Here is a 23,839-nt window from a genome sequence, read left to right on the forward strand (position 1 = left end):
AAAGAAGGAAATCAGCGGGTTATCTTCACCTGGTTCATGAGCTCAAGCGGCTCCGGGTGTTTCTCGAAGTAGTCCCTGACCGGCTTGAGGAGTTCGATGAGGTATTCCGCAACTCCGTTCTTGAGGTCGAGCGGGTGGAGCTTCCCTTCTGCAAAGTCCCTCTTGAGCTCCTCAAAGGTGGTGTAAGTTACATCTCCACCGAACTTCGCCGGGCGGTGGATGGTGAACTCCGTTGGCTCTTCCCTGAAGATTATGTATTCTGCCCAGTCCAAGACGGGGTTGTAGTTTACCTCTCTAGCCGGGCAGAAAGCCTTTCTGAGCTTCTGCTTTATCTCCTCGGGACTGTCATGGATGAAGACGGCTGAATACGGCTTGCTCTTGCTCATCTTCATCTGGGTCTTTAACTCCTTGAACTGCTCCTCGCTCTCTATCGGCCAGACGGGCGGCTCCTGGAGGCCGAGGAGGAGGTGGTGGTGTAAAGCTACCGGCTTGAGCTTCTCGCCCTTCCACTCGAGGGCGTGGTACTTGAGCTTCTGAGCAACTTCAATCGCTATGACGTGGGCCTTTCTCTGGTCCATTCCCGCATGGGCAATGGTGACGCCCTGGTAGAAGATGTCGGCGACCTGCATTGCAGGGTAGATGAGCTTGGCGAAGTCTATGGCCTCTCCCATCTGACGGCCCATGATGGTTATGGAGCGCATCATTCTGGCAAGGGTAACGTTCTTGGAGATGTCAATGACGGTCTGCCAGTAGTCGCCCTTCTCGAGTATCTCGCTCGCTAAGACGAACTCGACCTTATCCGGGTCGCCTCCCATGACCTTAATGCTCTGCTTCATGCCCTCCTTGAAGTAGGTGAGCGCTACCTTTTGGATGACCTCGAGGTCTCCACCGAGCTTGTCGTTTATCCAGCTGTGCCAGTCGGCAAGGAAAATTCTCGTCTTGACACCAGCCTTCTGGAGGTCGGCTATCTTCGCTCCGGCCATCAGTCCGGTTCCGAGGTGAATGTAACCGCTTATTTCAAAGCCTATGTAGTGCTGCATCGGGATTCCAACCTCGAGGAGGTGCCTGAGGTTCTCCTCTGTCAGGAGCTCTTCCGTTGGTTTTCTCGTGATGAGCTCGATTCTTCTCTCCATGTCCATTCTAACCACCTAAACGATGAACGGCTTTGAGTTTAAGGGTTTTGCGGCCGAAAGCTTAATTAGGTTTCGTGACTACACTGGTCTGAACGTTATGGGGGTGTTCGACATGAAGATTCTGTTTCTGAGTGCCGACGAGTTCGAGGATCTTGAGCTGATATACCCGCTCCACCGCCTTAGGGAGGAGGGACACGAGGTCTACGTGGCCAGCTTTAAGAGAGGGAAGATCACAGGGAAGCATGGCTACACCGTTGAAGCTCAGCTCTCCTTTGATGAGGTCGATCCAGATGAGTTCGATGCGCTCGTTCTTCCAGGTGGCAAGGCTCCCGAGAGGGTTAGGCTGAACGAGAAGGCAGTGAGCATAGCCAAAAAGATGTTCGAAGATGGAAAGCCCGTCGCCAGCATCTGCCACGGGCCGCAGATACTCATCTCAGCCGGCGTTCTCAGGGGCAGGAAGGGAACAAGCTACGCTGCCATACGGGACGACGTGAAGAACGCCGGGGCGGAATGGGTTGATGAAGAGGTAGTCGTGGATGGAAACTGGGTCAGCTCAAGGCATCCAGGAGACCTGTACGCTTGGATGAGGGAGTTCGTGAGGCTCCTTCGCTGAGGTCTTTTTTGTATTTTTTACTAATTTTTGCAAATTTTTCAAATCATGGCCCGTTATTTTGCACCAACCAGTGCATTTCGAAGGGCCAGCTCCCTTAAACCTTCCTTGTACATATTCCAATTTTGTGGGTTTTCGGTAAATTTTTGTAATATTCTGAAGACATGCACTCGACTTATTGGAAAAAATCCAATTAAAAATCATTTATCTTATGAAAAATCCAAGATCTTGTTAACTATTTTGGAAAATCTTTAAATAGGATGAGAGCGCAGTAAACTAAGGAGGTGATGAGTATGAAGACCTGGGAAGGAGTCAGGATGTATGAGAACGTTGTCTGCAAATCACCGGAGGATCTCTTCCTGCTCATCCAAGAGGCACTGCGCATAGGTGATGGGGCCCTCGTAAGGGTGTTCTCATCGAGCGGAAACTACTACTTCCATCTCCTCTTCGACGACGAGAAGCTTCTCCTGGGTGAGGCCCGCTCTTTAAGAACCAACGGCAGGATAACGGGCAGGCCAATGCTCAGCATGCTGATGGAAGTCCTCAAGGAGCCGTTCGTAGCCGATGTGATGGCCCTTACGGACTCGGATATAAAGAACACCCTGCTGGCCAACATAGACCTCTACGAATCCACGCCAAAGGTACTGCTCTTCGAAATGTTCACACCAAGGCTGTGGCAGTCCCCCTTCACCCCCGAAGCAGGAGTAAAATCAGAAACATCGCTCTCGCTTGAATAAGGGGGCTCAAATCAGCCTTCCTTTTCTATCAGTGCGTAGAAGAAGCCTATCGTCCCGTGCCTGTGGGGCCATGCCCTCATCGTCCCTTTGAGAAAGCCGGGATCGTAGGGGCCATCAAGCGGAATCAGCTTTGCGTCCCCATGCCTTCCAAGGAACCACTTCACAACCTCCTCGTTCTCTTCTGGGAGCATCGAGCAGGTGGAGTAGAGGAGCCTTCCATTGGGTTTTAAAAGCTTCCAGGCGCTTTCCATAAGCTCTCTCTGAAGGGCCATCACTTTGGAAATGTTCTTTTCCCTTAGACGCCACCTCAGCTCTGGGTTCTTCGCTATCGTTCCGTCGCTGGTGCACGGGGCATCGAGCATCACTCTGTCCGCTACCTCTTCCCCGAGGATCTCTGGGGCTTTCCTTCCGTCGGCTTTGATTGTTTCGGCGATTTCAACATCCGCTCTTTTGAGAACCTCGTCCATGCGCTTTATTCTCGCTTTATCCACGTCGAAAGCGTATATCTTTCCCTCGTTGTTCATGAGTTCAGCCATGTGGGCCGTTTTTCCTCCGGGGGCCGCCGCCAAATCGACCACGGTTTCACCCGGTTCCGGAGAGAGAACTAGCGATGCGACAGCCGCGGCTTCCTCCTGCGCTATGGCCCAGCCCTTGTTAAACAGCCACTCGGGATTGAATGGATCGAGGATTCTGATTACGGTCTCAACCCTCTCGCTTCTCTTGAAGCGGACTCTCTTCTTCCTTAAGTAGCCCTCCACCTTTTCGACGTCCGCCTTCAGGCGGTTCACCCTTATGCTCGTTGGGAGCGTCTCGTTTAGTGCCTTGAGAAGTTCTTCGGCCTCTTCCCCGAGAAGGGCGCGCATTCTCGCTATGAACCACTCGGGAAAGAGGTAGTCCCACTTCAGCCGTTTCTCTTCGGAGTCTATCACGGGAACGTATTCGAGAATCTTCGGAAGGAGGTCGTAGTAGTAATACCCGGCGTAGGGGTGCGTCCTCTTTGAGAGGAACTGGGCGATTCCCTTGAGGTGCTGGATGGTCTTCCCGTTAGGGTCGCGGAAGACTGCCACCTCAACAGCCACCCTCAAAGCGGCCCTGAGCCAGGGATCGAGGATGAGAGGAGAAACGCCGACGAGTTCTTCAATGACTTCATCTATCAGGCCCAAGCGCCTTTGGACTGAGTAGAATATTCCCGTCAGCTTGGAGTTCTCCCAGCCATCGATTTTGTACTTCGCGAAGGCCTTTCTCTTGGCCCCCTGGCTCGGCTTTACTTCCTCGCCGAGCTTGACCGCCTCAATGAGCGCGTAGAGCTGTCTGTCGCTGAGCTTGAGCTTCCCCATCTCAATCCCTCTCAAAGCGGTAGATATCAACCAAAATCCTCTCGATCCTCTTCCTGTGGAAGTGGAACTGGGCTGGAATTTCGAACGGTAGTGTTAGGCGGTGGGTGATTTTAAAACCATTGTCCCGGGTGAAGACTTCTATGAAACGTCTCACTTCCGGTTTTGCAAGGTGAATTGAGTAAACGGCATCGCCCAACTCGAAGGCCTTAAGTAGGAATGGCCTGTCTGCATGGGGGTTCTGACTGCCGAAGGGAGGATTCATAATAACCGTATCCACCTTCCTGGAGAACTCGGAGACGTCCGCGTTTATGAACTCGATTTTATCCTCAACCCCAAGCGAGCGAGCATTTTCCCGGGCTACCTCAATGGCTTTTTCATCCTTTTCAACGGCGTAAACTTTCTTGGCTCCTATCAATGCGGCGCCGATGCTTAAAACTCCGGTTCCAGCCCCCAAATCCGCGACGATCTTCCCCTCAACGTCGTCCAGAGAATAGGCTAACCACAGCAGTTCCGCGGCCACATCGCCGGGGGTCCTGTACTGCTCCAGTTCCGGTCTAGGACGTTCAAAACCTCTCAGCTTTGAAAGGAGCATTGCGAGGTGCTTTTTCTTTATTTTCATATTCATAACTGCTGTTAATCGCAATTTATTTATATTTTTAGTGTATACACAGTAGAAGGGGAGAACAGAGATGAATTTGATACCGACGGGAATACCCAGTCTTGACGGGGCTCTGAGTGGTGGGTTTCCAAGAGGTTCCACAATTCTTCTCGCAGGAAATCCTGGAAGCGGAAAGACTCACTTAGCTGTTCACATCCTCTACAACAACATGAGAAGAGGGTTGAGAGGAGTGTACGTCTCCTTTGCGGAGACAAAAAAGCAGTTCTACAGGAACGCCCATCAGAGCGGGATCGATCTATCGAAAATGGAAGAAGCCGGCCTGTTTAAGTTCTATGACATGCTCACCGTCCCGCGGGATGAACTTGAGGGCATGATCGCGTACCTTATCAGCGACATAGTTGAGTTCAAACCGGACATTATAGTTTTTGACTCTGTTACGGTCTTTGGTCAGATGTTTGGAGAGGCTCACCTGAGGTCCTTCCTTCATTCTGTAATCGGCCGAATAGTGAACGCATTGGACTCGCTGGCTATCTTAATAGACGAGATTCCCTACGGTGAGAGAAGGGTCGGCTTTGGGCTTGAGGAGTTCGTCGTTGATGGCGTCATCGTCCTTGAAATGGAGCGGATGGGCGAGGTTATACGACGGTACCTCACAATACCCAAGATGCGTGGCAGGCCGCTCAGGCGCTCTGCCTACGAGTACGTTATAACGGAGGACGGTCTTGAAGTTCTCGCCATCCCGGAGCTTGAATTTGCCGAGCCGGAGGTTCTACGTTCCCGCTTGGATACGGGGGTCCCCGGCCTTGATGAGCTGCTCGGTGGGGGTCTTTACGAGGGGAGCATCACCCTCATAGCCGGCCCAACAGGTTCTGGAAAGACTATCATGGCACTCAATCTGGCATCGAACCTCGCCAGCTCTGGCAAGAAAGTCCTTTACATTGCTTATGAGGAAAGTCTGGCCGCCCTCAGGGACACCCTTGAAAAGTTAGGTCTCAAGGAGAACTTTAAGATAGTTTCAATGATCCCAGAGGGGAGAACTCCTGTAGAGTACTACGCTCTGATAAAAGGGCTCGTTGAAAAGGAGGGCTTTGATGTTCTTGTAATAGATTCCCTATCGGCAATGCAGACTCACATGGATAAAAAAGAGTTCATAAAGGCAGTTCGCTACCTTCAGCTCCTCACCAAGGAGAAGGGAATCACGTTCATACTAACGTACATCACGGGGGGTGCTTATCAGCTGACCTCCACGGGGTTCAGTACACTCTCGGACAACCTCATATTCCTCACGTATGAAGTACCTGAAAAAGTCGGAGAGTCTCTCAAAAGACACATCCTTGTCCTCAAAGCGAGGCGCTCAAAGAACGACCCAACGCTGAAAAACTTTATCATTGGGGAAGGGGGGATAAGGATTGAGTAAGCTGAATGCCGAGATTAACAGGGCCCTCGTAGTTGCCACAGCTAGGGAGCTCCTAACCCAGCTCGGCCCCCATTTTCTTCCGACGGTTGAAGCGTATCTAAAAGCTAGATACAACGCGGATCTTGAGATAGCTGGTGAAGACCCGAAAAAGTTCTACCGTGCCATAGAGGAGCTCTTCGGAGAGTTCGGCGCGGCGATGTTCTTCTACAACCTCCTGATGGAGCTCCACCTCAAGCCGGATAAGAGAGATAAGGAGACCGTGATCTCTCTTATAAAAGAGTTTGCTGGTGTTGAGGATGGGGAATGAGATTGTCAAAGCCCTTAAGGAGAAGTACTCTTTTCTGTCCCTGATGCTGGACAGCATCGAGGGGGCTATCTCAGGCTTAGAGAAGGGGAAGGATCCGGAAGATGTTTACCACACCCTTGTGACCTTTCTCGGAGAGTTCCCGACTAGGGCAATGCTTCAGAAGCTTGCCGATGAGGAAGGCCTCAACATAAAAGTCAAGGATAAGGAGAGCGCCATTGAGGTCATCAAATTACTCGGCGGTTGAAGAGGACCTTGAACCTCGATGCCATCTCTTCCAAAATCCTTATCGCAAGCTTCTGCTCATCAGGTAATGCCGTCTTTTTGATCCGCTCGAGCAGGGGCACATAGTCCCTGAGAAGTTTCGCTTTCTCGGCCGGAATGGAAGTGACAATGGCTTCAAGTACCATTAGCGCGTCGAACCTGAGCCTATCATCTTTGAGGAACCTCCTCAGCCCGGGGAGAACCATTCTGGCGGTCTTCTCATCCCACGTTTCCAGGAAGTAGTAGCTGAAGAACTCCAGCGCGGATATAGCCCTCCTCTTTTCTCTAGAAAGGTAGCCATCCAGAAACTTTCCGACTATTTCGTCCCTCCTTTTACTCTTCAAAGCCAGCGTTGCCAATGTCCTAGTGGCCCTTAATCTCATCCATCTGTTTTTTGTCGAATGTGCCACTTCGAAGAGCTTCGCCACAACCGGCTCCAGAATGAAGACTGCTTTTGGTTTGAGCTTCTCAGATAACTTTGAGAGCGCCCAGAGGGCGTCCATTTTCTCTAACTTGCTCCCTTCTTCGAGCTTTCTTTCGAGTTCAAACACCACTTCGGGCTTTCTCAACGCCAGATCCACCAGTTTGCTGGTTTTTCCGGAGGTTAGGACAGCTTCCAGCTCTCTCCTTGTTTCCTCATCGGGCATTCTGGGAATTTGTTTCGATATTTCAGCGTTTTTGGTCAGCTTTTCAAGGTCGAGCTTCCCGCCCCTGAACTTGTGGAGGTCCGGCATGTTTAGGGTCTTCTGGGCTTTGCTTTCCGGCGGTGGGGAAGGATATTTCGGCCCGGGCAGTATTCTCTCGTTTATTTTTAATCTCTCTTTCTCCATTCTTTCAAGCTCTCCCTCAAGCCATTTGAGGACGTACGTGTCCCCCACGGCCAGCGCAAGATCAATTGCCTCATAAAACCTCTCGTTTATCAGGAGTTCCTGTATCTTCTCCTTAGCTTCCTCTGGCTGGTTTTTGTAGTACCTGTATATTGAATCCTCAAGCTTCTCCGCAACAATTCTGGCCTTTTCCCTGAGCTCGGACCTTCTCCCAATGGCCAGATTCTTCACGAGGGTCAGAACGCCCGCAACCTCGTCCACGAGTTCTTCCTGTAGGGGACAGTCCGATACCTCGAGGAGGATGTTGAGGGCGAAGTCGGTGAGGGCAATGTCTTCCCCGGTGAGCATATCCTTGATCTCTGAAAAAATCATCTTCAACAGCGAAGAGTCGCCGGTGTATGAGCTCGTGTTTAGAGTGAGCCTCAAACCCATTGCCTTCAACCTTGGATTTCTGGAGTGCAGAAGCCTGGATATTACATCGTAAACCCTGGGATCGGAAGAGGTTACCCTGACGTTCTCCAAAATTGATGGGATCTCCAGGAGAACAACCTCATTCCCGCGTTGCTTTACGAGGTCTTTGAGAGCGTGATTGAGCTTTACGAAGCTCCTGGGATCTAGGGGGATCCCTGTAATCAGGGCCCTTATCGTCCTGAGGGCGCGGATCAAGAGATCATCATCCCCCTCCTTTGCGAGGTCGATTAGGGTATCCAGCAACACTTTGACCAGTCCGAGCCTTCTTACGTCGGGCATCCCTTTTAGAGCCTCTTCCAGCGCTATAAGGGCGGCCTTTTTCAGTTCCTTATCTTTCCCGTGAAGGATGGACAGAAGGGCGCGCAATGCATCATCGCTGCTCAGGACTAATTCAGCAGCCTTCCCGATCCTCCAAGAAGCTAGGTGCTCTTTGAGGGGTCCGGGCTCCCCTTCCATTTCCCTATTCTGTCCGAAGTTAAACCTTATACGCTTTTTGCCATTTCTAGATGTCATAAAAATAAAAGATAATTCCAACGATAAGTTCCAACATTGCTCTATATATGCAGGCTCACACCAAGGGGCTCGTCCTCCCCCCTTTCAACGCCGAGTATCTCGTCGAACTCGTAGTCTTCGCGGAGGCCTAGGAGGATTTCAACTTCCCTCGGGGTCAGCACCGGCTTCCTCCAGTTCTCGTAGTCATCTATTGGGACGCGTGGGCAGGCAACGACGACGTATGCGTCAAAATCGAACCCCTCTAGTGCGGGATAGTTTATGTGGTTCATGGTTATCAGCCTGGCGTACTTTCCGTGTCCGCGGAGGAGCCTGACTATCCTTCTGGCCTCGGCAAGCCGGAGCTGGCCCTTCTTCGTGCTCGTTACTACTCCGAACCTTTGGGCGTCCATAGCCTTCGCTATCTGCGCCCAGCGCTTTCTAACGAGCCTCTCGGCCTCTTTGTCCAGCCAGATTGCATCGCCCGAGTAGGGGTTAACGGCGAGCGTGGGCTTCTTAACGGCCATCGCAACGCCAATCGGGTGAAAATAGCCGGCGCCGATGAAGAGAATCCCATCAGCGTCAACCTTAGCCGCGCTGAAGTTGCATCCCAAAACCTGCCCCGGCCAGCTCACCCTTGAATCGCCCCTCCCGATGAGCACTTCAAAGCCGTTCTCTTCGAGAAACTTCCTCGCCAGTTCAAGCCGGTGAATGTGCTGTGCAGTTGTGACGAGGGCAATCCTCTTCCCGAGCTTTCTGATTTCATCGAGGTTTTTCTCAAGGGCTGGGATAACATCCACCTTCGCAAACGCGGGTACGAATATCGTTGGAACCTCAAGGTGGAGGGTCATGTATGAGTGTCCAAGATGAATCAGCGCGTCGCACCCGAGCCTCTTCGCCTCGCCGTCAGCTGGATCGCAGGCTCCGTAGTTTATATCGCCGCTTATTATGGCCTCTATTTTGTTCTCCTCCAGAAAATCCGCAAGTCCCTGAGCTTCCCTCTTGAGCCCCTCCGGAGTTTGAATGAGAACCTTCGTTGCTCCCAGATCCCTCAAAACTCTCAGAACTTCTTCCCTTCCTATCTCGTGCATCTTCCTCTCCCGACCCCTCTGGACATTTTGGTGATTTAAACCTTTGGAAAAAAGCACGATGGAATTATGCACATATTTTAACCATCCACGATTAATAGTGGTAAGCAAAAACATTTATTAGGCATCAATGTACATAGAAGATGCACATCTATTGGAGGTGGCTGAAATGAAGCGGTTGGTAGGACTGATACTGGCTTTTGCCGTGGTTGCCCTTGTTTTCCAGCCGGTTGGTGCCACCGGAAGCAAGGGGGGAAGCAACTACTACCATCCGTATCCCTACGGTCTCAAACCGGGGGACATAGTTATCGGTCACAACCCCGTTAGCAGCATCATAATCCCCGGCTACTGGACGCACACGGGAATGATAGCGTACTACGACTACTACGCCAATGATTGGGTGGTAGTCGAGGCATGGGACAACCCCAGTGCGGTCAGGCTCGTTTACCTCTCGGACTTCATGAGAAGGTACGACACCCTTGCGGTTCTCCGCGTCAACACCAACGACTACGTCAGGCAGAATGCAGTCTACTTCGCCCTCCAGCAGCTTGGAAAGCCCTACGACTGGGGCTGGTACACCAAGCAGGTCTACGGCGACAGCTACTACTGCTCCGAGCTCGTCTGGGCGGCTTACAAAGCGGTCGGCGGTCCGGACATCGACGACCACCCAGGATTCTACTTGAAGTACCTCTACGGCGTTGCCCCCCAGGAAGTTTACGACGATGACGACACCTACGTGATCTACTACCACTCTGCCTGATTCCCTCCCTTCTACCTTTCTTCCACAACCGATCAAAAAGCTTTTATATCCTTCACTCCAACAATACCTCGAAGTTCGATGCATCGAGGTGATTAGTATGGAGACCGTCGAGGGGATCGCTGTTGTGACGACCGAAACTATCCCCGGCTATCGCATTGTGGAAGTAAAGGGCATAGCCAGGGGAGGCATAGTAAAGGCCACCCACATAGGGAGGGACATAATGGCCGTCCTGAGGAACATCAAGGGTGGTGAGGTTAAGGAGTACACCCAGATGATGGCCGAGGCGAGGGAAGAGGCCCTGAAAAGGATGGTGCTTCACGCTAAAGAACTCGGGGCCAACGCGGTCGTGAACGTCCGTTTTGCCACTTCAAACGTCGGTTCAAGCGTTGCCGAAGTTTATGCCTATGGAACAGCGGTAGTGATCGAGAAGGAGGAGTGAACATGTACCTCCCGCCCTTTCCCGTTCTTGGCGGGCTCCTCGCTTGGGCGACGGTTTACTTCATCGGCTTCAAGAGAACGCAGTGGGGTGACTTCCTCCTCGGCCTGGCAGCTTTTCTCCTGGCGATGGTGGTGCAGAGCCCCGTTCAGCAGCTCCCTCTAATAGGAATGGGAATCCAGAAAAACGCGGATATAGTCGCGAGGGGTACCGTTTTCATCGTTGGAACCGCCCTCTGGGTCGGTCTCGTTGCGGGCTTTGTGCAGGAGGGCGTTAAGTACTTCCTCGTAAAGGACAAGAGCACCAGAACGGCGTTCTTCGTGGGACTCGGCTTCGGGATTACTGAGGTCGTGTTTGTAACAGTTGCGCCCATAATCGCTGTGGCCTCCGTTGGAGGGACGCTGAATGTCCCGCTAATTCAAGCACTCCTCTCGCTGATAGAAAGATACTCTGCGGTGCTCTTCCACATCGGGACAACGGTTTTCCTGGCTTACGCTGCCAGGAAAGGTTTTGGGAGATGGGGGTTCCTCTCCATGGCGGTTCTCCACGGCTTCGTGGACTCACTTGCCACTTACATCCAGCTCCTTTCCATCGAGAATGATAAGCTCGCCATGAAGTTTGCCCCCGGCTTCGAGGCCTTATTCGGCCTAATAGCGATAGTTTTAATTGCATACACGCTGCCACTCGCCAGGATAGAGAAACCGGAAGAGGAAAAGATGATATGGTGAACGAACTTGCTCGGGAAGAGTGAGGAAAAGGCACTCAAGAAACTCAGGAAGGAGCTTCGCTCCGGCCTATACTCCTACCTAGTGCTTTCCATCCTCGAAAAGGAGGGGGAGCTCCACGGCTACGCGATAAGGAAAAGGCTGGAGGAGCTGAGCGGTGGAGAACTCGTCCCGAGTGAGGGCGCTCTGTACGACCTCTTGAAGAGCCTCAAGAAGCTCGGCCTCCTCCAGGACAGCTGGGCTGAAGTTGGGGGAAGACCTAGGAAGTACTACTCCATCACCGAGATGGGGAAAAACGTACTTGCCCGGATGCGGGATGAAATAAGGGTTATCGAGTCTGTTCTTGAGAAGCTGGGGGGATTGGAATGAACGAAATGGCATTTGAAGTTTTTATCTCACTCACCCTTCTGGCAGCAGGTTTGCTGACCTACGCCTTCAGGAACAAACGGAACTACTTCATAGGCTTCAGAGTGGGCTACACCTACATGTCCGAGAGGGCGTGGAGGGAGACCAACGCATTCGCGGGACTTTTTATGGCGGTCTTCTCAATATTCCTGCTCGGGCTTGCACTCGCGGGGGTTGAGATTCCCGTCTTCACTCTGGTTATGCTGGCGGGGGTTATTTTACTCATGGTGGCGGGCTTCAGAATAGCCAAAAGGGCCTACGAAGAGGAGGAGCTTTCAATAGAAGCCCCAGAAAAGCCGCCTGAGAGAATACGGGTCAGTGTTAAACCATATCTGACACTCCAACTCCTGGGACTGGCCGCGTATTTCATTCTCCTGGCCCTTCTCTGGGATAAACTCCCGGAAAAAGTCGCGATTCACTTCAACGCCTCAGGAAAACCAGATAGCTTCGCCTCAAAGACCGTTGGTGTCCTTCTGTTTCCGCTGGTTGTCTATCCTCTCTTTCTCGTCATGACATACCTCCTCAGGGAGCCTGCTTTCGTGCCTCAACTGAAGTTCAGTGAAAGGGGATGGAAAGCCTTTGCGGAACTTATGACGGTCATGGCCCTGGGGCTGGTCTTCCTGGATGCCATGCTCCTGCTCTACAACGCAAGCTATGTCTCCTCTGAGTGGATAGGTTACTCGGTCTGGGCTTTCCTGGCCGTTACATTTGGGATGATCTTCAGGCTTTTGTGGAAGAGGTGAGGCAACTTGAACCTGTACTTCATCCTCAGGGTTCTCTACGGCGTTTTCCTTGGACTGGCTTTCATGATAGGAGGCATACTGACCGCAACCTCCAAGGGCGAACCAGGGATAGGGTTCAGAATTGGATACACCTACCTCAGTGAGCGAGCAAGGAAAAAGGCGAATAGGGTGACTGGAATCGGTCTGATAGTACTTGGTGTGCTGTTTATGCTCTCCTCGTTCTTCCTGCCGCTCTACGGCATGTTCGTCCTCCTCATCGGAGGAGTCGCCGTTGTCCTTGCGATCGGCTACGTCGTGGCCAGGCGCGAGTACGAGCTTGAGGACATCTCCAGGGAAGCGCCAGAAAAACCTGGGAAAAGGGTAGAACCGCCCAGGCTCGGGAAGTACTTGGTAACACAGCTGGCCCTCGCTTTCCTCTTCCTTCTCATGTCCCCAAAGCTCCCGAGGAGGATGACCTTTGTCCTCGGCTCAGTGATGGCCCTCTTCGTGGCCCTGACGCTCCTCGCATCCCGGCCGCTCGTCTTCCAGCTCACCCCAAAGTTCTCGGGAATAATGGCGCGCGGCTTTGCGAAGGCCCTTACGCTGATCTCTGCACTCATGACCTTCGAAGTCTTTCTCGTATGGATGGGCTTTGAGGATGACGTTCTGGGAATACTGCTACTTCCGATTTTCCTGCTGGTTATTTTCTACGCGGCCTACGTCATGCTGACCTCTGCCTACGAGGAGGGCTACTACTAACGGGGCCCATCTTCCGTTATCTTTAAATAATTTCACCAATTTTCTTTCGTGGTGATGCCATGTCCCTTGAGGAGCTCTACAAATACGCCCGGAACTACATGGATCCGAAAAACGAAGGGGCAAGAAGGAGGTTCAAAGGGCTCGTGGAGTTCTTCAAAACTCTGGACTTACCAAGGGGTGGACGAATTCTAGACCTCTGCGCCGGGACAGGGATAGTCGGCGCGGCCCTCGCCAAGGCAACAGAGGCCAAGCGCTTGACCCTCGTGGATCTCAGGAGGAAGGATCTCGGAAGGGTCTGCGAGTGGCTGGAAATTGGAGGGGTAAAAGTCGACGTCGAGACGGTTGAGGGGGACATCCGGGAGCTTCCAGAGCTGGTGGGGGAGCATGACATAGCGACCCTCTTCGGGAACAGCATGATACACTTCGACCCCTTCGATGCCGTGAAGATTTTCTCCGGCGTTGCCTCGGTTCTGAGCGATGACGGGATTTTCATGATCGAGGACACGGACAGGGTCTACCGCTTCCTCTACCTCGTGGGATACAAGGAGTTCTTCGTGGAGCAGAGGGAGGAGGACTACTCCCTCGCTTCTGTTCACGAGGGCTACGACATCAGGAGGGGCACGTTCAGGAGGGGCTACTACCTGCTCCCGGGCTTCAAAAAGGTGGGGACTTTCGACTACCACCACTGGGATTTAGCAACCCAGCTCGCCATTGGAAGCATCTTCTTCAGGGAATACCGCATGATACTCCCCTCAGAGCACGGCTTCTCAAACGTAGGGCACGTCTTGGTCTTTGAGGAGCCGAAGGAAAGCTTATAAACTCTCGCGGAGATTACCCCACAGGTGAGTACATGGGGGAGAAGAGGCTCGTGCGCTCAAAGAGAGACCGCATGTTCCTGGGGGTTCTAGGCGGCCTCGCGGAGTATCTAAACGTAGACCCAACACTGGTCAGGCTGGTGTTTGTGATACTCCTCGTTTTCAACCCGGTCACGATGGTGATACTCTACCTCCTTGCTGCCATCGTCGTGCCCGAAGAGGGGGAGAATGAAAAACCCGTTGAGGAGAGGCTCAACGACATCATGAGGGAGGCGGAAAAAGTAGTCTCGGGTGAGGAAGGAAGTGAGATCATAAAAATCGTGGCGATCGTTCTCATCCTAATAGGTGCCATGTACCTTGCGGTTTTCGCACTGCCGGCGCTCTTCATATTCCGCACACCAGTCGGGACAAACCTGCTGGCGATCCTCCTGATACTGCTTGGGATAATCCTCCTTTTCAGGGGTGACTGAAATGGGGAAGAGGCTTGGGGCCCTCCTCGTCCTCCTCGGGCTCCTTCTCCTTCTTAGGCACTCTGCCCTTGGGATGGAGCTTAGAAACCTTCTGGAGCCGTACCGATACGAGATCAAAGAATATTTCTGGGGAATAACGTTCATAGCCGCGGGGCTTTACATGATAACTGAAAGGGCCCTCAGGAAGGCCGTTTTGACGCTCTACATCATCTACCTGCTGCTCTACCTGGTGGTGTGAATGGAGCGCTGGAGGATCGTTAAGGCTTTCACTCTGGGTCCCATGCTTGAGGCTGCTATCCCCAAGCCCGGCAATGTGAACCGCTTCGCCGACTTCGAGGATCTCAGCCTGTACCACTTCCTCTTCGGCAACACTTCAGTTTTGCCTGTGTACTACGAGGCAATCAAAACCGGGGAGCTCGTCAGGAAGGGAATCATCGAGCCGAACGAAGCAGGCATAGGAGAGCTGATCAAGAGGGCCGTTTCCGAGTCCAGGAAGGCCCAGGACGCGAACCCAAACTTCGGAGTAATAACGCTCTCCATACCGCTGATGATGGGCCTCGCAATGGCCAGGAACATAATGGAGGGACCTGAAAAAGCGGCAATGCTCCTCAGGGAATCCACGGTCAGGGATACGATGGAGCTTTACAGGGCGATAAGGATAGCCAATCCAAAGGGCATTCCAAGCGGGGTCAAGTACGACGTGTATTCAGACGACTCGTTCAGGGAGCTCTTCCGCGACGGGATCGACCTCTGGGCCCTGGCGGAGATGAGTTGCGAGAGAGAGCTGATATTCTGCGAGTGGGTCAACTCCTACGGGCTGAGCTACCAAACCGCCGACAGGCTTGTCGAGCTGTTGAAGGAGTTTCCCCTTGAGGAGGCAGTGGTGATGGGGTTCATCGAGCTCATGGCTGAGGAGACAGACACCCTGATACTGAGAAAAGCCGGGGCTGAAGAGGCGGAGAGGGTTAAGGATGCCGCGAGAAAAGTGCTCACCGGCGATATGACCGTTGAGGAGCTGGATACGTTCCTTCGTGAAAAAGGGGACCTCAGAAACCCCGGAAGTCTGGCGGACATAACGGCGGTTTCGCTGAGCCTCCTTGCCCTTTCCGGTCTGAGGGTGGAAATGAGAGGAGGAAAAGTCTTCGGCGTCATTTGATCACGGTGAGCCTCTTCGCCCCGCCCAGGCCCAAGCCAATGGCGCTGCTGTCTATGACGACCGCGTCCCCTCCGAGCTCCTCCAGAAGTCTCACTTTAAGCCCCGAGAGCTCCAGGAGCTCCTCATCGCCGCCGAACTCTTCCCTCACCTGCTCCTTCACGAACTCGTAGGCCTCAACGCCCATGAGAACGACGTCCGGCTCGTAGCCGTCGAGCTTGAGCTCGTTGGCTTTCTCCTCGATCCCGCTGAGAACCCTTATCAGGTCGCCGCGCATTTTCAACACCGGGAAAAATAGGGGGAGGAGGTTAAAAAGCCTTGCTCAGCCCGAGGATTACCTTGTTAGCCATGGAGTTCGTGTACAGCCAGCGGCTCTTTTAGGGCCGTTGCCGAGAAAATCTCCGCCGCGGCCTTGGTCAGTTCCTCGTTACCCATGGCCATGAAGACCCTCAGCAGACCGGTGTTCTTGACCTCAGCGACCTCGACGTAGAGGTACTGCTCATCCTTCCTGTAAAGCGCAATCATCACGGGCTTAAAGTCCTCGTTCTCACGGGGCTCCCACCAGTTCTTGACCCTTTCAAAACCAGACTCCTCAATGGAGCGCTGAAAGGCCTGAGCGAACTCCTCTGGATTGCATGAGCACGTCGCGTTGAGGCCCCTCATCCTGGGTATCATTCCTCCTGTCTTCAGAAAATCACTCTCGTTTATGGTTATGATGTTCTCCATGATCTTCCAGCTCCCGTTTTGAATTGGGATCATATATTGAGCCAGGTAAATCTTGCCGGCCGGGAAGTCCCTAAACTGGCCAAGGACGCTCTTACCCCGGATAGTGTAACTAAATCTGGCCGTCGATGTTCTGTTGGAGACAAAAACCTCCCACTCGCCGGTAAGCGCACACGGAGGCTTTATACCCAGTTCTTTGGGCCAGTCCTTGGAGAACGCCTTTCCGTAGCTCTTCCCCTCCAAGAGATGAACCTCGGGGGTGAGCTCCATCCCCATGAAGAACAACGATTTTCCGCTGGTGGCGTTGAATATCATCGCGCCTCCACCCGCATTGGCCAGCTCAAAGCTCGTGTTTGATATTAAAGTGCAGGAGGGGGATTTTGGCTTCTCCACTTCAGTTGAATTCAAATTCTGGGAATCGTCTCCAGAGGAAGGCTGGTTCTCCATTGCGGTGCCCTTCTCGCTCCCCCCTTTAAAGTGGAGGGCCGCCACCCCCGAGAGGAGGGCGAGGACGAGGAGAGCCGCCAGGATTTGGGATTTTTTCATGTGGATCACCTCCAAACTTAGCTGGAAAGAAACAGCTCTGAAACGGCTTTCACGACGTTCTCATCGCCCATGACCATGAGAACCCTCGCGGCGTCCATGCCGTTTATGCCGGCCACTTCAAGGTACAGGTATCCTTTGGATCCCCTGTATGTGAGCCGATGAACCTCGGAAAACACACTGTTTCCGTCGACCCTCGCGGAGGAGATCTGCTTAAATCCCGCCTTCTCGATCCGGCCCTTCAGGTCCGAGAGCACGGATTCAACGCCGCAGTGGCACGGCAACGTAAAGTTCTTGACCCACTTCTCTGGATGGCCGCAGACCGAAAGGAAATCCACCACATTGGAGCAGTAGACGTGATCCCACCTGTCCCACGAGGCGTTCCCTGTGGGCACGACGTACATTGCCAGGTAAACCCTGCCCGCCGGAAGCTCCGCCCTTTCGCGGAGGCTCTCCCTCCCGTTGCACGGGGAGTTCATCAGGCTAGTCTCGGAGGAGTTGGACGTGCAGAGCAGGGCATTGTAGAACGCCTTGGCCGTGGAGTTTGCCTCAAACACGCCCTCGCCGCCCTGGACGTAGCAGGGGGGTGTGAGGTTCAGCTCGGACGTCCAGTTTCTAAGGTATAACCTGCCGTAGCTCTGGGATGCTTTGAAATCAACCCTGGGAATGAGGGAGATCCCCTCTGTAAACCTTGTCCAGTGTCCATCAAGCCTCTCGGCAACTGCCAGGGAGCCGAAGGAGTTGAGGGCATCGGGAGGCGCTCCAGAGGGGCAACTTTGATCCGTGATGTTTCCATTTTTTGTAGAATCCTGGCTCACTGCAATTCCCGCGACCACCAGAAGAACCAGCAGGATTAGGATCCACCGAACGCCTTTCACACGGATCGCCTCCCGAAATCCGGCGATATTAGGATAACTTTCTCACCACTCCCCTTAGCCGGTGCCGGTATCACGACCCCCCCCCAACAGGAGGAGTCCAAGAAACAGGGCAATCGTTGGTTTCCCCTTCACACTCCGCACCTCCGGTGGTGACTGCACTGTGGAGTTGAACTTCATCTTATTTAAGGGTTTCTTCACATTCGAAGTGATAACCGGACAAAAACGGATTAAACCAAAATCGACCATGAAAAGTTGTCCATTAATTTTGAACTCGGATGTTCAGGCTGATCGGAAAAGAAGGGATCAGAGCCCGAAGGCCCCCTTGATGCCGTTGATTATCATCTGAACCGCCATAGAGGTCAGTATGAGACCCATCATCCTCGTCATGACCTTGATGCCGACCCTTCCGAGCCTCTTCTGTATCCTGTTCGAGGAGCAGAGGATCAGCCACACGGTAAGTCCTATTGCCACTATGCTCCCTATCACCGTGGCCTTTTCTGCCAGACCTCCGCTTTTGGCCATGTAAATCATAACTGTGGTTATCGCGCCCGGTCCGGAAATCAGAGGTATAGCGAGCGGGATTATCGCGACTTCCTCCAGGGTAACTACCTCCTCGCTGAACTCCTCCGTCTCCTCGCTGCTTATCTTAACCGTTGAAAGCTTTCCCGAGAGCATCTCCATGGCCATCTTGAAGAGAAGGATTCCACCGGCTATGGCGAAGGCGTCAACGCTGGAACCAAAGAACTTGAATATCCACTCGCCGATAAGGGCAAAGGTAACCAGCGTGATGATGACTGTCAGTGACGTCTTCGTGGCTATTTCGCGCCTTTCTCGGAGGCCGAGATCGTGGGTAACGCTCAGAAACACTGGAACGGCTCCCACGGGGTTGGTTATCGCGAACAGCCCGCCGTACAGGAGCACAAAATACTTGAGCAGCTCTATCACACCATCACCGTAGGGGCCAGATGGGAGGGGGTTAAAAAGTTAATCCCTCCCCTTTTCCGGAAGTATCTCAAAGGAGTACGTCAGCTCGGCCCCGCTGAGCTTAACGTGGGCCGAGGCGGAGCAGTACTTGTCCTGGCTCAGCTCTATCGCGCGCTTGACCTTCTCCTCCTTCACGTTACCGTATACCCTGTAGTGGAGGTGCACCTTCTTGTAAATCCTCGGGTGCTCTTCCCTCCTCTCGCCGCTTATCTCGACTTCAAGGCCCTCTATCGGCTCCCTCATCTTTTGAAGTATCATTACGACGTCGTAGGCAGTACAGCCCGCGACGCTCAGGAGGAGGAGCTTCATGGGGCTTATCCCGCCCTCCCCGAGTATCACCGAGCACTTATCGTCGGCTATCCTTCCTATAAACTGGTAATCCTTAAACCACTCGACCTTTCCCCTAACGGGTTCCGACATGAGCACCACCGCTCCCCTCTCTGGGAAGGGATTTAAAGTCCTTTCCCAAACCGATGGTGATGTACATAAGACCGTTCGATCCCTGGAAGGCGAAGCTCTGCACATGCCCGTTCAAGTACACGCTGAACGTTTACACCGGTTGCGACCACGCCTGCGTCTACTGCTACATAACGGGCTACATTCCCAACGCCTTCCGCGTGAGGATTAAGGAGGGGCTCCTGCCTAAGCTTGAGAGGGAGCTGAGGAAGTTCGATAAGCGCTACATTATAGCCCTCTCATATTCCTCGGATCCTTATCCGACCATAGAGCGCGAACTGGGGATAACGCGAAAGGTGCTGGAGCTTTTCAGGAGGTACGACGTTAGGTGCCTTCTCCTCACGAAGTCCGACATTTTTGAGCGCGATCTGGACATTCTGAGCGGGCTTCGCTGTGCGGTTGGGATAACGGTGACAACCGTCGATGAGCGGAAGGCCAGACTTCTGGAGCCGAACGCCCCCTCACCCAAGGACAGGATCCGCGCGCTTAAAAAGGCTAAGGAAGCCGGAATTCCGGTTTACGCCCGCATAGACCCGATAATCCCGTTCTACACGTGGGAGGACTTTGATGAGACCCTCGATGCGCTCTCCTTCGTTAGCCACATAACCGTTTCAACCCTCAAGCTCCGCCCTGACTCAAAGAGGAGGATGTTCGCCAAGTTCCCGGGGCTGATGGAGAAGCTGTGGCCGCTCTACGAGAAAGGAGAGCGCATTGGGGGTTACTACTACCTGCCGCGCGAGTTCAGGCTCAAAATACTGAGGGAGGCCGAGGAAAAAATCCTGGAGAAGGGGATAACCTTCGGCTCGTGCAGGGAGGGCTACCGCTCCTTTCCAAGTTGCGACGGTTCACACCTCGTTCCCTGAGTTTTCTGCTTCGGCCTCTATCTGCTCCCTCTGGATCCTCCTGAGTTGACTTTCGTGGGCGGCTTTAACGAAGCCCTCGTAGAGGGACCTCATTTCGGGGAGGAACTGGGGGTTCCACTGAACGCCGATGTAGAAGCCGTCCTTCATCTCAATGGCCTCGGCTATGCCGTCTATCGAGAACGCAACCGACCTGAAGCCTTCGCCGACCCGTTTAATGCCCTGGTGGTGGAAGCTGTTGACGTGGATGAAGATCTCGTTGGTGCTTGCCACATCGAGCCGATCCTTGAGAATATCGTAGAGCTTCGAGGCGGTCTTCATCCTTATGCTGTGGAGCCGCTGGGATGGATCGGTCTCCCTAGGATCCCAGCTGTGCTTGATCGCCTTTGGGATCTCCTTTTCGAGATCCTGATAGAGGGTGCCGTTCATAGCGACGTTCATTATCTGCATTCCCCTGCCCACTCCAAGAACCGGGATGTCCATCTTGAGGGCCCTTTTGAAAAGCTCTATCTCAAACTTGTCCCTCTCATAGTTCACACTTCTCATGTAGGGGGATGGGTCCTCGCCGTAGAAGTAGGGGTGAACGTCGGGACCCTCTATCAGCAGTATTCCGTCCGCTATCGCGGTAACGTTTGATGGATCCCCCCTGCTCAAAAAGGCCGCGGGAATGCCGCCAGCTTCGCTCACCACTGAGAAGTGCCGCAGGAGCCACTCAGAATTTATATTCCTTTCATTCCCAACTATGATTGCAATCAGGGGCTTCACAATCACCACCAGAGGAAGTCCCCGGAAAATTATAAAAAGGTTCTGGAAGGTTTAAAAGGGCTCAGCCCTTGACCCTCTTCATCTCTTCCTTGATCGTCTCCGCGAGCCTTCTGACGCCTTCCCTTATCGTCTCCTCGGGAACATAGGTGAAGTTGAGCCTCATGGTGTTCTTCTTGTCCCTGTGGACGAAGAACGCCTCTCCCGGGACGTAGGCCACTCCCTTTGCGACGGCCCTCTCCATCATGAGCTTGGTGTCGATTCCCTCTGGCAGTGTCACCCAGACGAACATTCCGCCCTCGGGCTTCGTCCATTCGACTCCCTCGGGCATGTACTCCTCGAGGGCCTCAAGCATGGCGTCCCTGCGCGGCTTGTAGAACTCGATTATCTTCGGTATGTGCTCATCGAGGTAGCCGTTCTCGACGTACTTCCAGGCTATTGCCTGCCCAAAGGTGTTAGTGCAGAGGTCGATGCTCTGCTTGGCTATCTCCATCTTCCTTATGAGGTGCGGGTGGGCCGCCACCCAGCCGATCCTGAAGCCGGGGGCCAGTATCTTGGAGAACGTGCCGAGGTAGATGACGCGCCCGTAGTCGTCGAAGTGCTTTATCGGCGGGGTTGGCTCCCCGGAGTAGCGGAGTTCGCTGTAGGGCCCGTCCTCAACGATCAGGAAGTCGTACTCGTTGGCAAGCTCAAGGAGCTTTTTCCTCCGGTCAACGCTCATCGTTACTCCCGCGGGGTTCTGGAAGGTCGAGACGGTGTAGACAATCTTAACCCTCTTTCCCTGCTTCCTTAGCTCTTCAAGCTTCTCCTCCAGCAGGTCAACCCGCATGCCCTTGTCGTCGAGAGGGATCGATATGAACTCGGGGTCGTAGTACTTGAAGGCCTGGATCGCGGCCAGGTAAGTTGGGGCCTCGACGACTATGGGGTCGCCGGGGTTGAGGAAGACCCTTCCTATGAGGTCGAGCGCCTGCTGGGAGCCGGCAACGGTCATTATTTCGACTTTGCTCATTGGGATATCGTATCTCTTCTCCATCCACCTTGCGAGGGCAAGGCGCAGGGGTGTGAAGCCCTTGGTTGTCCCGTACTGAAGGGCCTTGTCGGCATGTTCCTCAAGAACTTCCACGGCGATCTTCTTTATGGTCTCCACGGGAAAGGTCTCAGGGGCGGGCAGACCCCCGGCTAAACTTATAACATCGCTCGTCTCGACAAGCTTGAGGAGTTCCCTCACTTCGGAGGCCTTCATCAGCATTGCCTTCTCCGAGAAGAACGAGTCGAAGTTTATGGGCTCGGCGGAGAGCTTCTTCTCAAGTTTTTTCATTTTTTTCTCCACGTTCCTCCCTCCCGATGATCATTTCAATTCATCAGTACTGAACTGTACATGAGTAGATTGGGGGCAGTGGTTATAAACTTTTCTTTAAAACCGGACCGATCTTTTTCTATTTGTAAAGAAAAACCCTGGATAAACTTCATGTGCATTCATGACGCTTTTGGTGGTTGAATATGCAGAACAGCACTCTAACGGAGGTTTTTGGACTTGGCATGGAAGCGGATTCAGATACTTTTAGACAAGATCACGGCAGAAGAAGTTCTGTGGCGGGCCGGACGGGATTCGAACCCGCGGCCACGGGGTTAAAAGCCCCGCGCTCTAACCAGGCTGAGCTACCGGCCCAGACCCGCGGATTGATAAAGGCTGAGCTTTTATAAGCTTTACCCCTCTCACCGCTTGTAAACCCTGACATCAACTACAACGTGCCAAACTCCTGGAGCGTAGCGCTTGATGATCAGCTCGTTGAGCTTTTCCGTCTCGTAGCCGTGCTCCTTCGCTATCCTCTGGAACGTCTCGAAGGGCTCCTTTGGCATGAGCCTCTCGGGAACGGTGTTGTGGTAGTGGATTACAGCTTCGTCCTTCGCTATGCTGAGGGCCTTTGGAATGAATTCGTGGGTTGTCACCACGTACCCCATGAGAACCCTGTCGGCGATGTTCTCACCTGGAAAGTCCCTGTTGTCCATGTTGTAGGCCGTCATCCTGTCCCATACCCCGTTAAGCTCTATGTTCTCCACGAGAAAGCTGAAAGTGTATGGGCTCTTCTCTATCGCTATAACCCTCGCCCCCTTGTGGACTGCCATGGGGAGGCTGAGGTGCCCTACCCCCGCGAACATGTCCACAACCAGCTCCCCCGGCTTTGCCACCTCGGCCATTCTGACCCTCTCCTTGACGTTGGCCGGGGAGAACATGATCTTTGCCACGTCGAGCTTGTATTTTATCCCGTTCTCCACGTGGACAGTTACCGTGTCGCTCCCGTAGAGAACCTCGTAGTTGGTCTCGCGGAACTCGCCGCCGATGCGGCCCTTCCTCAGGACGGTCTTGGCGCCGATGACCCGAGCGTAGACCTCCGCTATGCGGTGCTTGTACGCTTCAAGCTCCGGGCGGAGCGGCAGGATCAAAACTTCTCCTATCTGGACCCAGTGTTTGGGGAGCGTATTCACTAACTCAGGGGGGAGCTCGTGGGAGAGGATCTCCCTTATACGCGGCTTTATGAGCTGTGTTCTCTTTGCCATCGATGATCCGTTGGGGGAAGGCTTTATTAGCCTTTTCCGTCATTTCGTCAAAAAACGAGGAAAAAGCTTTAAAAGGCGAAAGACCAAACTATAGCCGAGAAAGGTGTCGACCGGAGGTCGATGAAGCGTATGGACGAAGACCCTTCAAGTAGTAGCTGGTTCTCCCGGATATTTAAAGGAAGGAAGGAGGAGTTCCTTCTTGAACAGGAGTTGAGTTCCAGAGCGTACGAGGAATACCGCAGGCTCCTCCTCAGGGCAAGGCCCGAGATCGAGGGAAATAACATCTACGTCAGGCTTCCTGACGGCGAGGTCGAGCTGTCCCACGGCAAGCTCATTGTCAAGGCAAAGGACAGGAATACTGCAGAGAAGATACTCAGGAACCTCCACCACTACGAACAGCCCCCAAGCCTTTGGCCGGCCTACGGCCTCAGCTACTCCCTGAGGAAGGCCGGAAAGCCTCGAATAAGGGCATGAGGGGGAGTTCTTTTTTCGGGGCAAAGGGTTTTAAGTTCCTTCTTTTACCCCCTCTGCGG

At 53.4% G+C, this 23,839-nt stretch carries 30 protein-coding genes and 1 tRNA gene; 17 read left to right on the forward strand and 14 right to left on the reverse strand.

The window, feature by feature from the left end; translation table 11 throughout:
- Positions 1 to 11 precede the first annotated feature (11 nt).
- Positions 12 to 1,139, reverse strand: a complete 1,128-nt coding sequence (locus A3L09_RS04865) for a tyrosine--tRNA ligase (protein ID WP_088857891.1) — start codon at positions 1,137 to 1,139, stop codon at positions 12 to 14.
- A 106-nt stretch (positions 1,140 to 1,245) separates the two neighbouring features.
- Here A3L09_RS04865 and pfpI point away from each other — a divergent pair, with 106 nt between their 5' ends.
- A complete protein-coding gene (gene pfpI / locus A3L09_RS04870; protein ID WP_088857892.1) occupies positions 1,246 to 1,746 on the forward strand; it encodes a deglycase PfpI in 501 nt (166 codons plus the stop codon).
- Between the two features lie 284 nt (positions 1,747 to 2,030).
- Positions 2,031 to 2,480, forward strand: a complete 450-nt coding sequence (locus tag A3L09_RS04875; RefSeq protein ID WP_232473583.1) for a hypothetical protein — start codon at positions 2,031 to 2,033, stop codon at positions 2,478 to 2,480.
- An 11-nt stretch (positions 2,481 to 2,491) separates the two neighbouring features.
- Here the strand turns inward: A3L09_RS04875 and A3L09_RS04880 are convergent, their stop codons facing one another.
- Together A3L09_RS04880 and A3L09_RS04885 are read right to left on the reverse strand one after the other, a co-directional pair.
- Positions 2,492 to 3,817: an RsmB/NOP family class I SAM-dependent RNA methyltransferase gene (locus tag A3L09_RS04880; protein ID WP_088857894.1), complete on the reverse strand. Its 1,326-nt coding sequence runs from the start codon at positions 3,815 to 3,817 to the stop codon at positions 2,492 to 2,494.
- A gap of 1 nt (position 3,818) precedes the next feature.
- Positions 3,819 to 4,430, reverse strand: a complete 612-nt coding sequence (locus tag A3L09_RS04885) for an METTL5 family protein (protein WP_088858985.1) — start codon at positions 4,428 to 4,430, stop codon at positions 3,819 to 3,821.
- Between the two features lie 76 nt (positions 4,431 to 4,506).
- On the opposite strand from A3L09_RS04885, the gene A3L09_RS04890 reads away from it, so the two are divergent.
- Genes A3L09_RS04890 through A3L09_RS04900 form a run of 3 tightly spaced genes read left to right on the forward strand, consistent with a single transcriptional unit; the run spans position 4,507 to position 6,404 of the window.
- The gene (locus tag A3L09_RS04890; protein ID WP_088857895.1) at positions 4,507 to 5,853 is read left to right on the forward strand and encodes an ATPase domain-containing protein; all 1,347 of its coding nucleotides are present in this window, start codon (positions 4,507 to 4,509) and stop codon (positions 5,851 to 5,853) included.
- Positions 5,846 to 6,160 carry a NitrOD5 domain-containing protein gene (locus A3L09_RS04895; protein WP_088857896.1) on the forward strand — a complete coding sequence of 105 codons (315 nt, stop codon included), beginning with the start codon at positions 5,846 to 5,848 and terminating at the stop codon, positions 6,158 to 6,160. The genes A3L09_RS04890 and A3L09_RS04895 overlap by 8 nt, the downstream gene beginning before the upstream one ends.
- Positions 6,150 to 6,404, forward strand: coding sequence for a hypothetical protein (locus tag A3L09_RS04900; protein ID WP_088857897.1), 255 nt, complete (start codon positions 6,150 to 6,152; stop codon positions 6,402 to 6,404). The genes A3L09_RS04895 and A3L09_RS04900 overlap by 11 nt, the downstream gene beginning before the upstream one ends.
- Here A3L09_RS04900 and A3L09_RS04905 read toward each other — a convergent pair.
- Both A3L09_RS04905 and dph2 read right to left on the reverse strand, forming a co-directional pair.
- Positions 6,385 to 8,175 carry a hypothetical protein gene (locus A3L09_RS04905; protein WP_088857898.1) on the reverse strand — a complete coding sequence of 597 codons (1,791 nt, stop codon included), beginning with the start codon at positions 8,173 to 8,175 and terminating at the stop codon, positions 6,385 to 6,387. The two genes, A3L09_RS04900 and A3L09_RS04905, sit on opposite strands and share 20 nt — an antisense overlap.
- A 98-nt stretch (positions 8,176 to 8,273) precedes the next feature.
- A complete protein-coding gene (gene dph2 / locus A3L09_RS04910; protein WP_088857899.1) occupies positions 8,274 to 9,299 on the reverse strand; it encodes a diphthamide biosynthesis enzyme Dph2 in 1,026 nt (341 codons plus the stop codon).
- A gap of 166 nt (positions 9,300 to 9,465) precedes the next feature.
- Here dph2 and A3L09_RS04915 point away from each other — a divergent pair, with 166 nt between their 5' ends.
- The 10 genes from A3L09_RS04915 (at position 9,466) to A3L09_RS04960 (ending at position 15,544) form a co-directional block, all read left to right on the forward strand.
- Positions 9,466 to 10,056, forward strand: a complete 591-nt coding sequence (locus A3L09_RS04915; protein ID WP_088857900.1) for a YiiX/YebB-like N1pC/P60 family cysteine hydrolase — start codon at positions 9,466 to 9,468, stop codon at positions 10,054 to 10,056.
- Between the two features lie 97 nt (positions 10,057 to 10,153).
- The gene (locus A3L09_RS04920; protein WP_088857901.1) at positions 10,154 to 10,495 is read left to right on the forward strand and encodes a YbjQ family protein; all 342 of its coding nucleotides are present in this window, start codon (positions 10,154 to 10,156) and stop codon (positions 10,493 to 10,495) included.
- Positions 10,496 to 10,497: 2 nt separating this feature from the next.
- Entirely contained in the window at positions 10,498 to 11,220 is a 723-nt protein-coding gene (locus tag A3L09_RS04925; protein ID WP_088857902.1) for a YhfC family glutamic-type intramembrane protease, read from the forward strand.
- Between the two features lie 6 nt (positions 11,221 to 11,226).
- The gene (locus A3L09_RS04930; protein WP_088857903.1) at positions 11,227 to 11,586 is read left to right on the forward strand and encodes a PadR family transcriptional regulator; all 360 of its coding nucleotides are present in this window, start codon (positions 11,227 to 11,229) and stop codon (positions 11,584 to 11,586) included.
- Positions 11,583 to 12,365: an SdpI family protein gene (locus A3L09_RS04935; RefSeq protein WP_088857904.1), complete on the forward strand. Its 783-nt coding sequence runs from the start codon at positions 11,583 to 11,585 to the stop codon at positions 12,363 to 12,365. The genes A3L09_RS04930 and A3L09_RS04935 overlap by 4 nt, the downstream gene beginning before the upstream one ends.
- 6 nt (positions 12,366 to 12,371) lie before the next feature.
- Positions 12,372 to 13,103 carry an SdpI family protein gene (locus A3L09_RS04940; protein ID WP_088857905.1) on the forward strand — a complete coding sequence of 244 codons (732 nt, stop codon included), beginning with the start codon at positions 12,372 to 12,374 and terminating at the stop codon, positions 13,101 to 13,103.
- 59 nt (positions 13,104 to 13,162) lie between these two features.
- Positions 13,163 to 13,921: a class I SAM-dependent methyltransferase gene (locus A3L09_RS04945; protein WP_088857906.1), complete on the forward strand. Its 759-nt coding sequence runs from the start codon at positions 13,163 to 13,165 to the stop codon at positions 13,919 to 13,921.
- A 32-nt stretch (positions 13,922 to 13,953) separates the two neighbouring features.
- Positions 13,954 to 14,388, forward strand: coding sequence for a PspC domain-containing protein (locus A3L09_RS04950; protein WP_088857907.1), 435 nt, complete (start codon positions 13,954 to 13,956; stop codon positions 14,386 to 14,388).
- Between the two features lies 1 nt (position 14,389).
- On the forward strand, positions 14,390 to 14,626 hold the full coding sequence (locus A3L09_RS04955) for a hypothetical protein (protein WP_088857908.1): 237 nt from the start codon (positions 14,390 to 14,392) through the stop codon (positions 14,624 to 14,626).
- Positions 14,627 to 15,544 carry a triphosphoribosyl-dephospho-CoA synthase gene (locus A3L09_RS04960; RefSeq protein ID WP_088857909.1) on the forward strand — a complete coding sequence of 306 codons (918 nt, stop codon included), beginning with the start codon at positions 14,627 to 14,629 and terminating at the stop codon, positions 15,542 to 15,544.
- On the opposite strand, the gene A3L09_RS04965 is transcribed toward A3L09_RS04960, so the two are convergent.
- The 5 genes from A3L09_RS04965 to A3L09_RS04985 form a co-directional block, all read right to left on the reverse strand.
- Positions 15,537 to 15,818, reverse strand: a complete 282-nt coding sequence (locus A3L09_RS04965; protein WP_088857910.1) for a family 4A encapsulin nanocompartment shell protein — start codon at positions 15,816 to 15,818, stop codon at positions 15,537 to 15,539. The two genes, A3L09_RS04960 and A3L09_RS04965, sit on opposite strands and share 8 nt — an antisense overlap.
- Positions 15,819 to 15,883: 65 nt before the next feature.
- Positions 15,884 to 16,810: a hypothetical protein gene (locus A3L09_RS04970; RefSeq protein WP_088857911.1), complete on the reverse strand. Its 927-nt coding sequence runs from the start codon at positions 16,808 to 16,810 to the stop codon at positions 15,884 to 15,886.
- Positions 16,811 to 16,827: 17 nt separating this feature from the next.
- On the reverse strand, positions 16,828 to 17,685 hold the full coding sequence (locus A3L09_RS04975; protein WP_088857912.1) for a hypothetical protein: 858 nt from the start codon (positions 17,683 to 17,685) through the stop codon (positions 16,828 to 16,830).
- A gap of 303 nt (positions 17,686 to 17,988) precedes the next feature.
- Positions 17,989 to 18,630 (reverse strand): neutral amino acid NAAT transporter SnatA, encoded by a 642-nt coding sequence (gene snatA, locus A3L09_RS04980; protein ID WP_088857913.1) that lies wholly within the window; start codon positions 18,628 to 18,630, stop codon positions 17,989 to 17,991.
- 39 nt (positions 18,631 to 18,669) lie between these two features.
- Positions 18,670 to 19,089 carry an OsmC family protein gene (locus A3L09_RS04985; protein ID WP_088857914.1) on the reverse strand — a complete coding sequence of 140 codons (420 nt, stop codon included), beginning with the start codon at positions 19,087 to 19,089 and terminating at the stop codon, positions 18,670 to 18,672.
- A 59-nt stretch (positions 19,090 to 19,148) separates the two neighbouring features.
- Between A3L09_RS04985 and A3L09_RS04990 the strand changes: the two genes are divergently transcribed.
- Positions 19,149 to 19,988, forward strand: a complete 840-nt coding sequence (locus A3L09_RS04990) for an SPL family radical SAM protein (protein ID WP_088857915.1) — start codon at positions 19,149 to 19,151, stop codon at positions 19,986 to 19,988.
- Here the strand turns inward: A3L09_RS04990 and A3L09_RS04995 are convergent.
- The 4 genes from A3L09_RS04995 to taw2 all read right to left on the reverse strand — a co-directional run bounded on the left by A3L09_RS04995 (position 19,971) and on the right by taw2 (position 23,306).
- The gene (locus tag A3L09_RS04995; protein ID WP_232473584.1) at positions 19,971 to 20,759 is read right to left on the reverse strand and encodes a gamma-glutamyl-gamma-aminobutyrate hydrolase family protein; all 789 of its coding nucleotides are present in this window, start codon (positions 20,757 to 20,759) and stop codon (positions 19,971 to 19,973) included. The two genes, A3L09_RS04990 and A3L09_RS04995, sit on opposite strands and share 18 nt — an antisense overlap.
- A gap of 52 nt (positions 20,760 to 20,811) precedes the next feature.
- Positions 20,812 to 22,065: an aminotransferase-like domain-containing protein gene (locus A3L09_RS05000; RefSeq protein WP_088858986.1), complete on the reverse strand. Its 1,254-nt coding sequence runs from the start codon at positions 22,063 to 22,065 to the stop codon at positions 20,812 to 20,814.
- Positions 22,066 to 22,338: 273 nt separating this feature from the next.
- Positions 22,339 to 22,416 (reverse strand) — tRNA-Lys (locus tag A3L09_RS05005).
- Between the two features lie 47 nt (positions 22,417 to 22,463).
- A complete protein-coding gene (gene taw2, locus A3L09_RS05010) occupies positions 22,464 to 23,306 on the reverse strand; it encodes a tRNA(Phe) (4-demethylwyosine(37)-C(7)) aminocarboxypropyltransferase Taw2 (RefSeq protein WP_088857917.1) in 843 nt (280 codons plus the stop codon).
- Positions 23,307 to 23,435: 129 nt separating this feature from the next.
- Here taw2 and A3L09_RS05015 point away from each other — a divergent pair, with 129 nt between their 5' ends.
- Positions 23,436 to 23,780, forward strand: coding sequence for a PIN domain-containing protein (locus A3L09_RS05015; RefSeq protein WP_088858987.1), 345 nt, complete (start codon positions 23,436 to 23,438; stop codon positions 23,778 to 23,780).
- Positions 23,781 to 23,839: the final 59 nt, after the last annotated feature.

This window comes from Thermococcus profundus (genome assembly GCF_002214585.1).
Taxonomy (GTDB): domain Archaea; phylum Methanobacteriota_B; class Thermococci; order Thermococcales; family Thermococcaceae; genus Thermococcus; species Thermococcus profundus.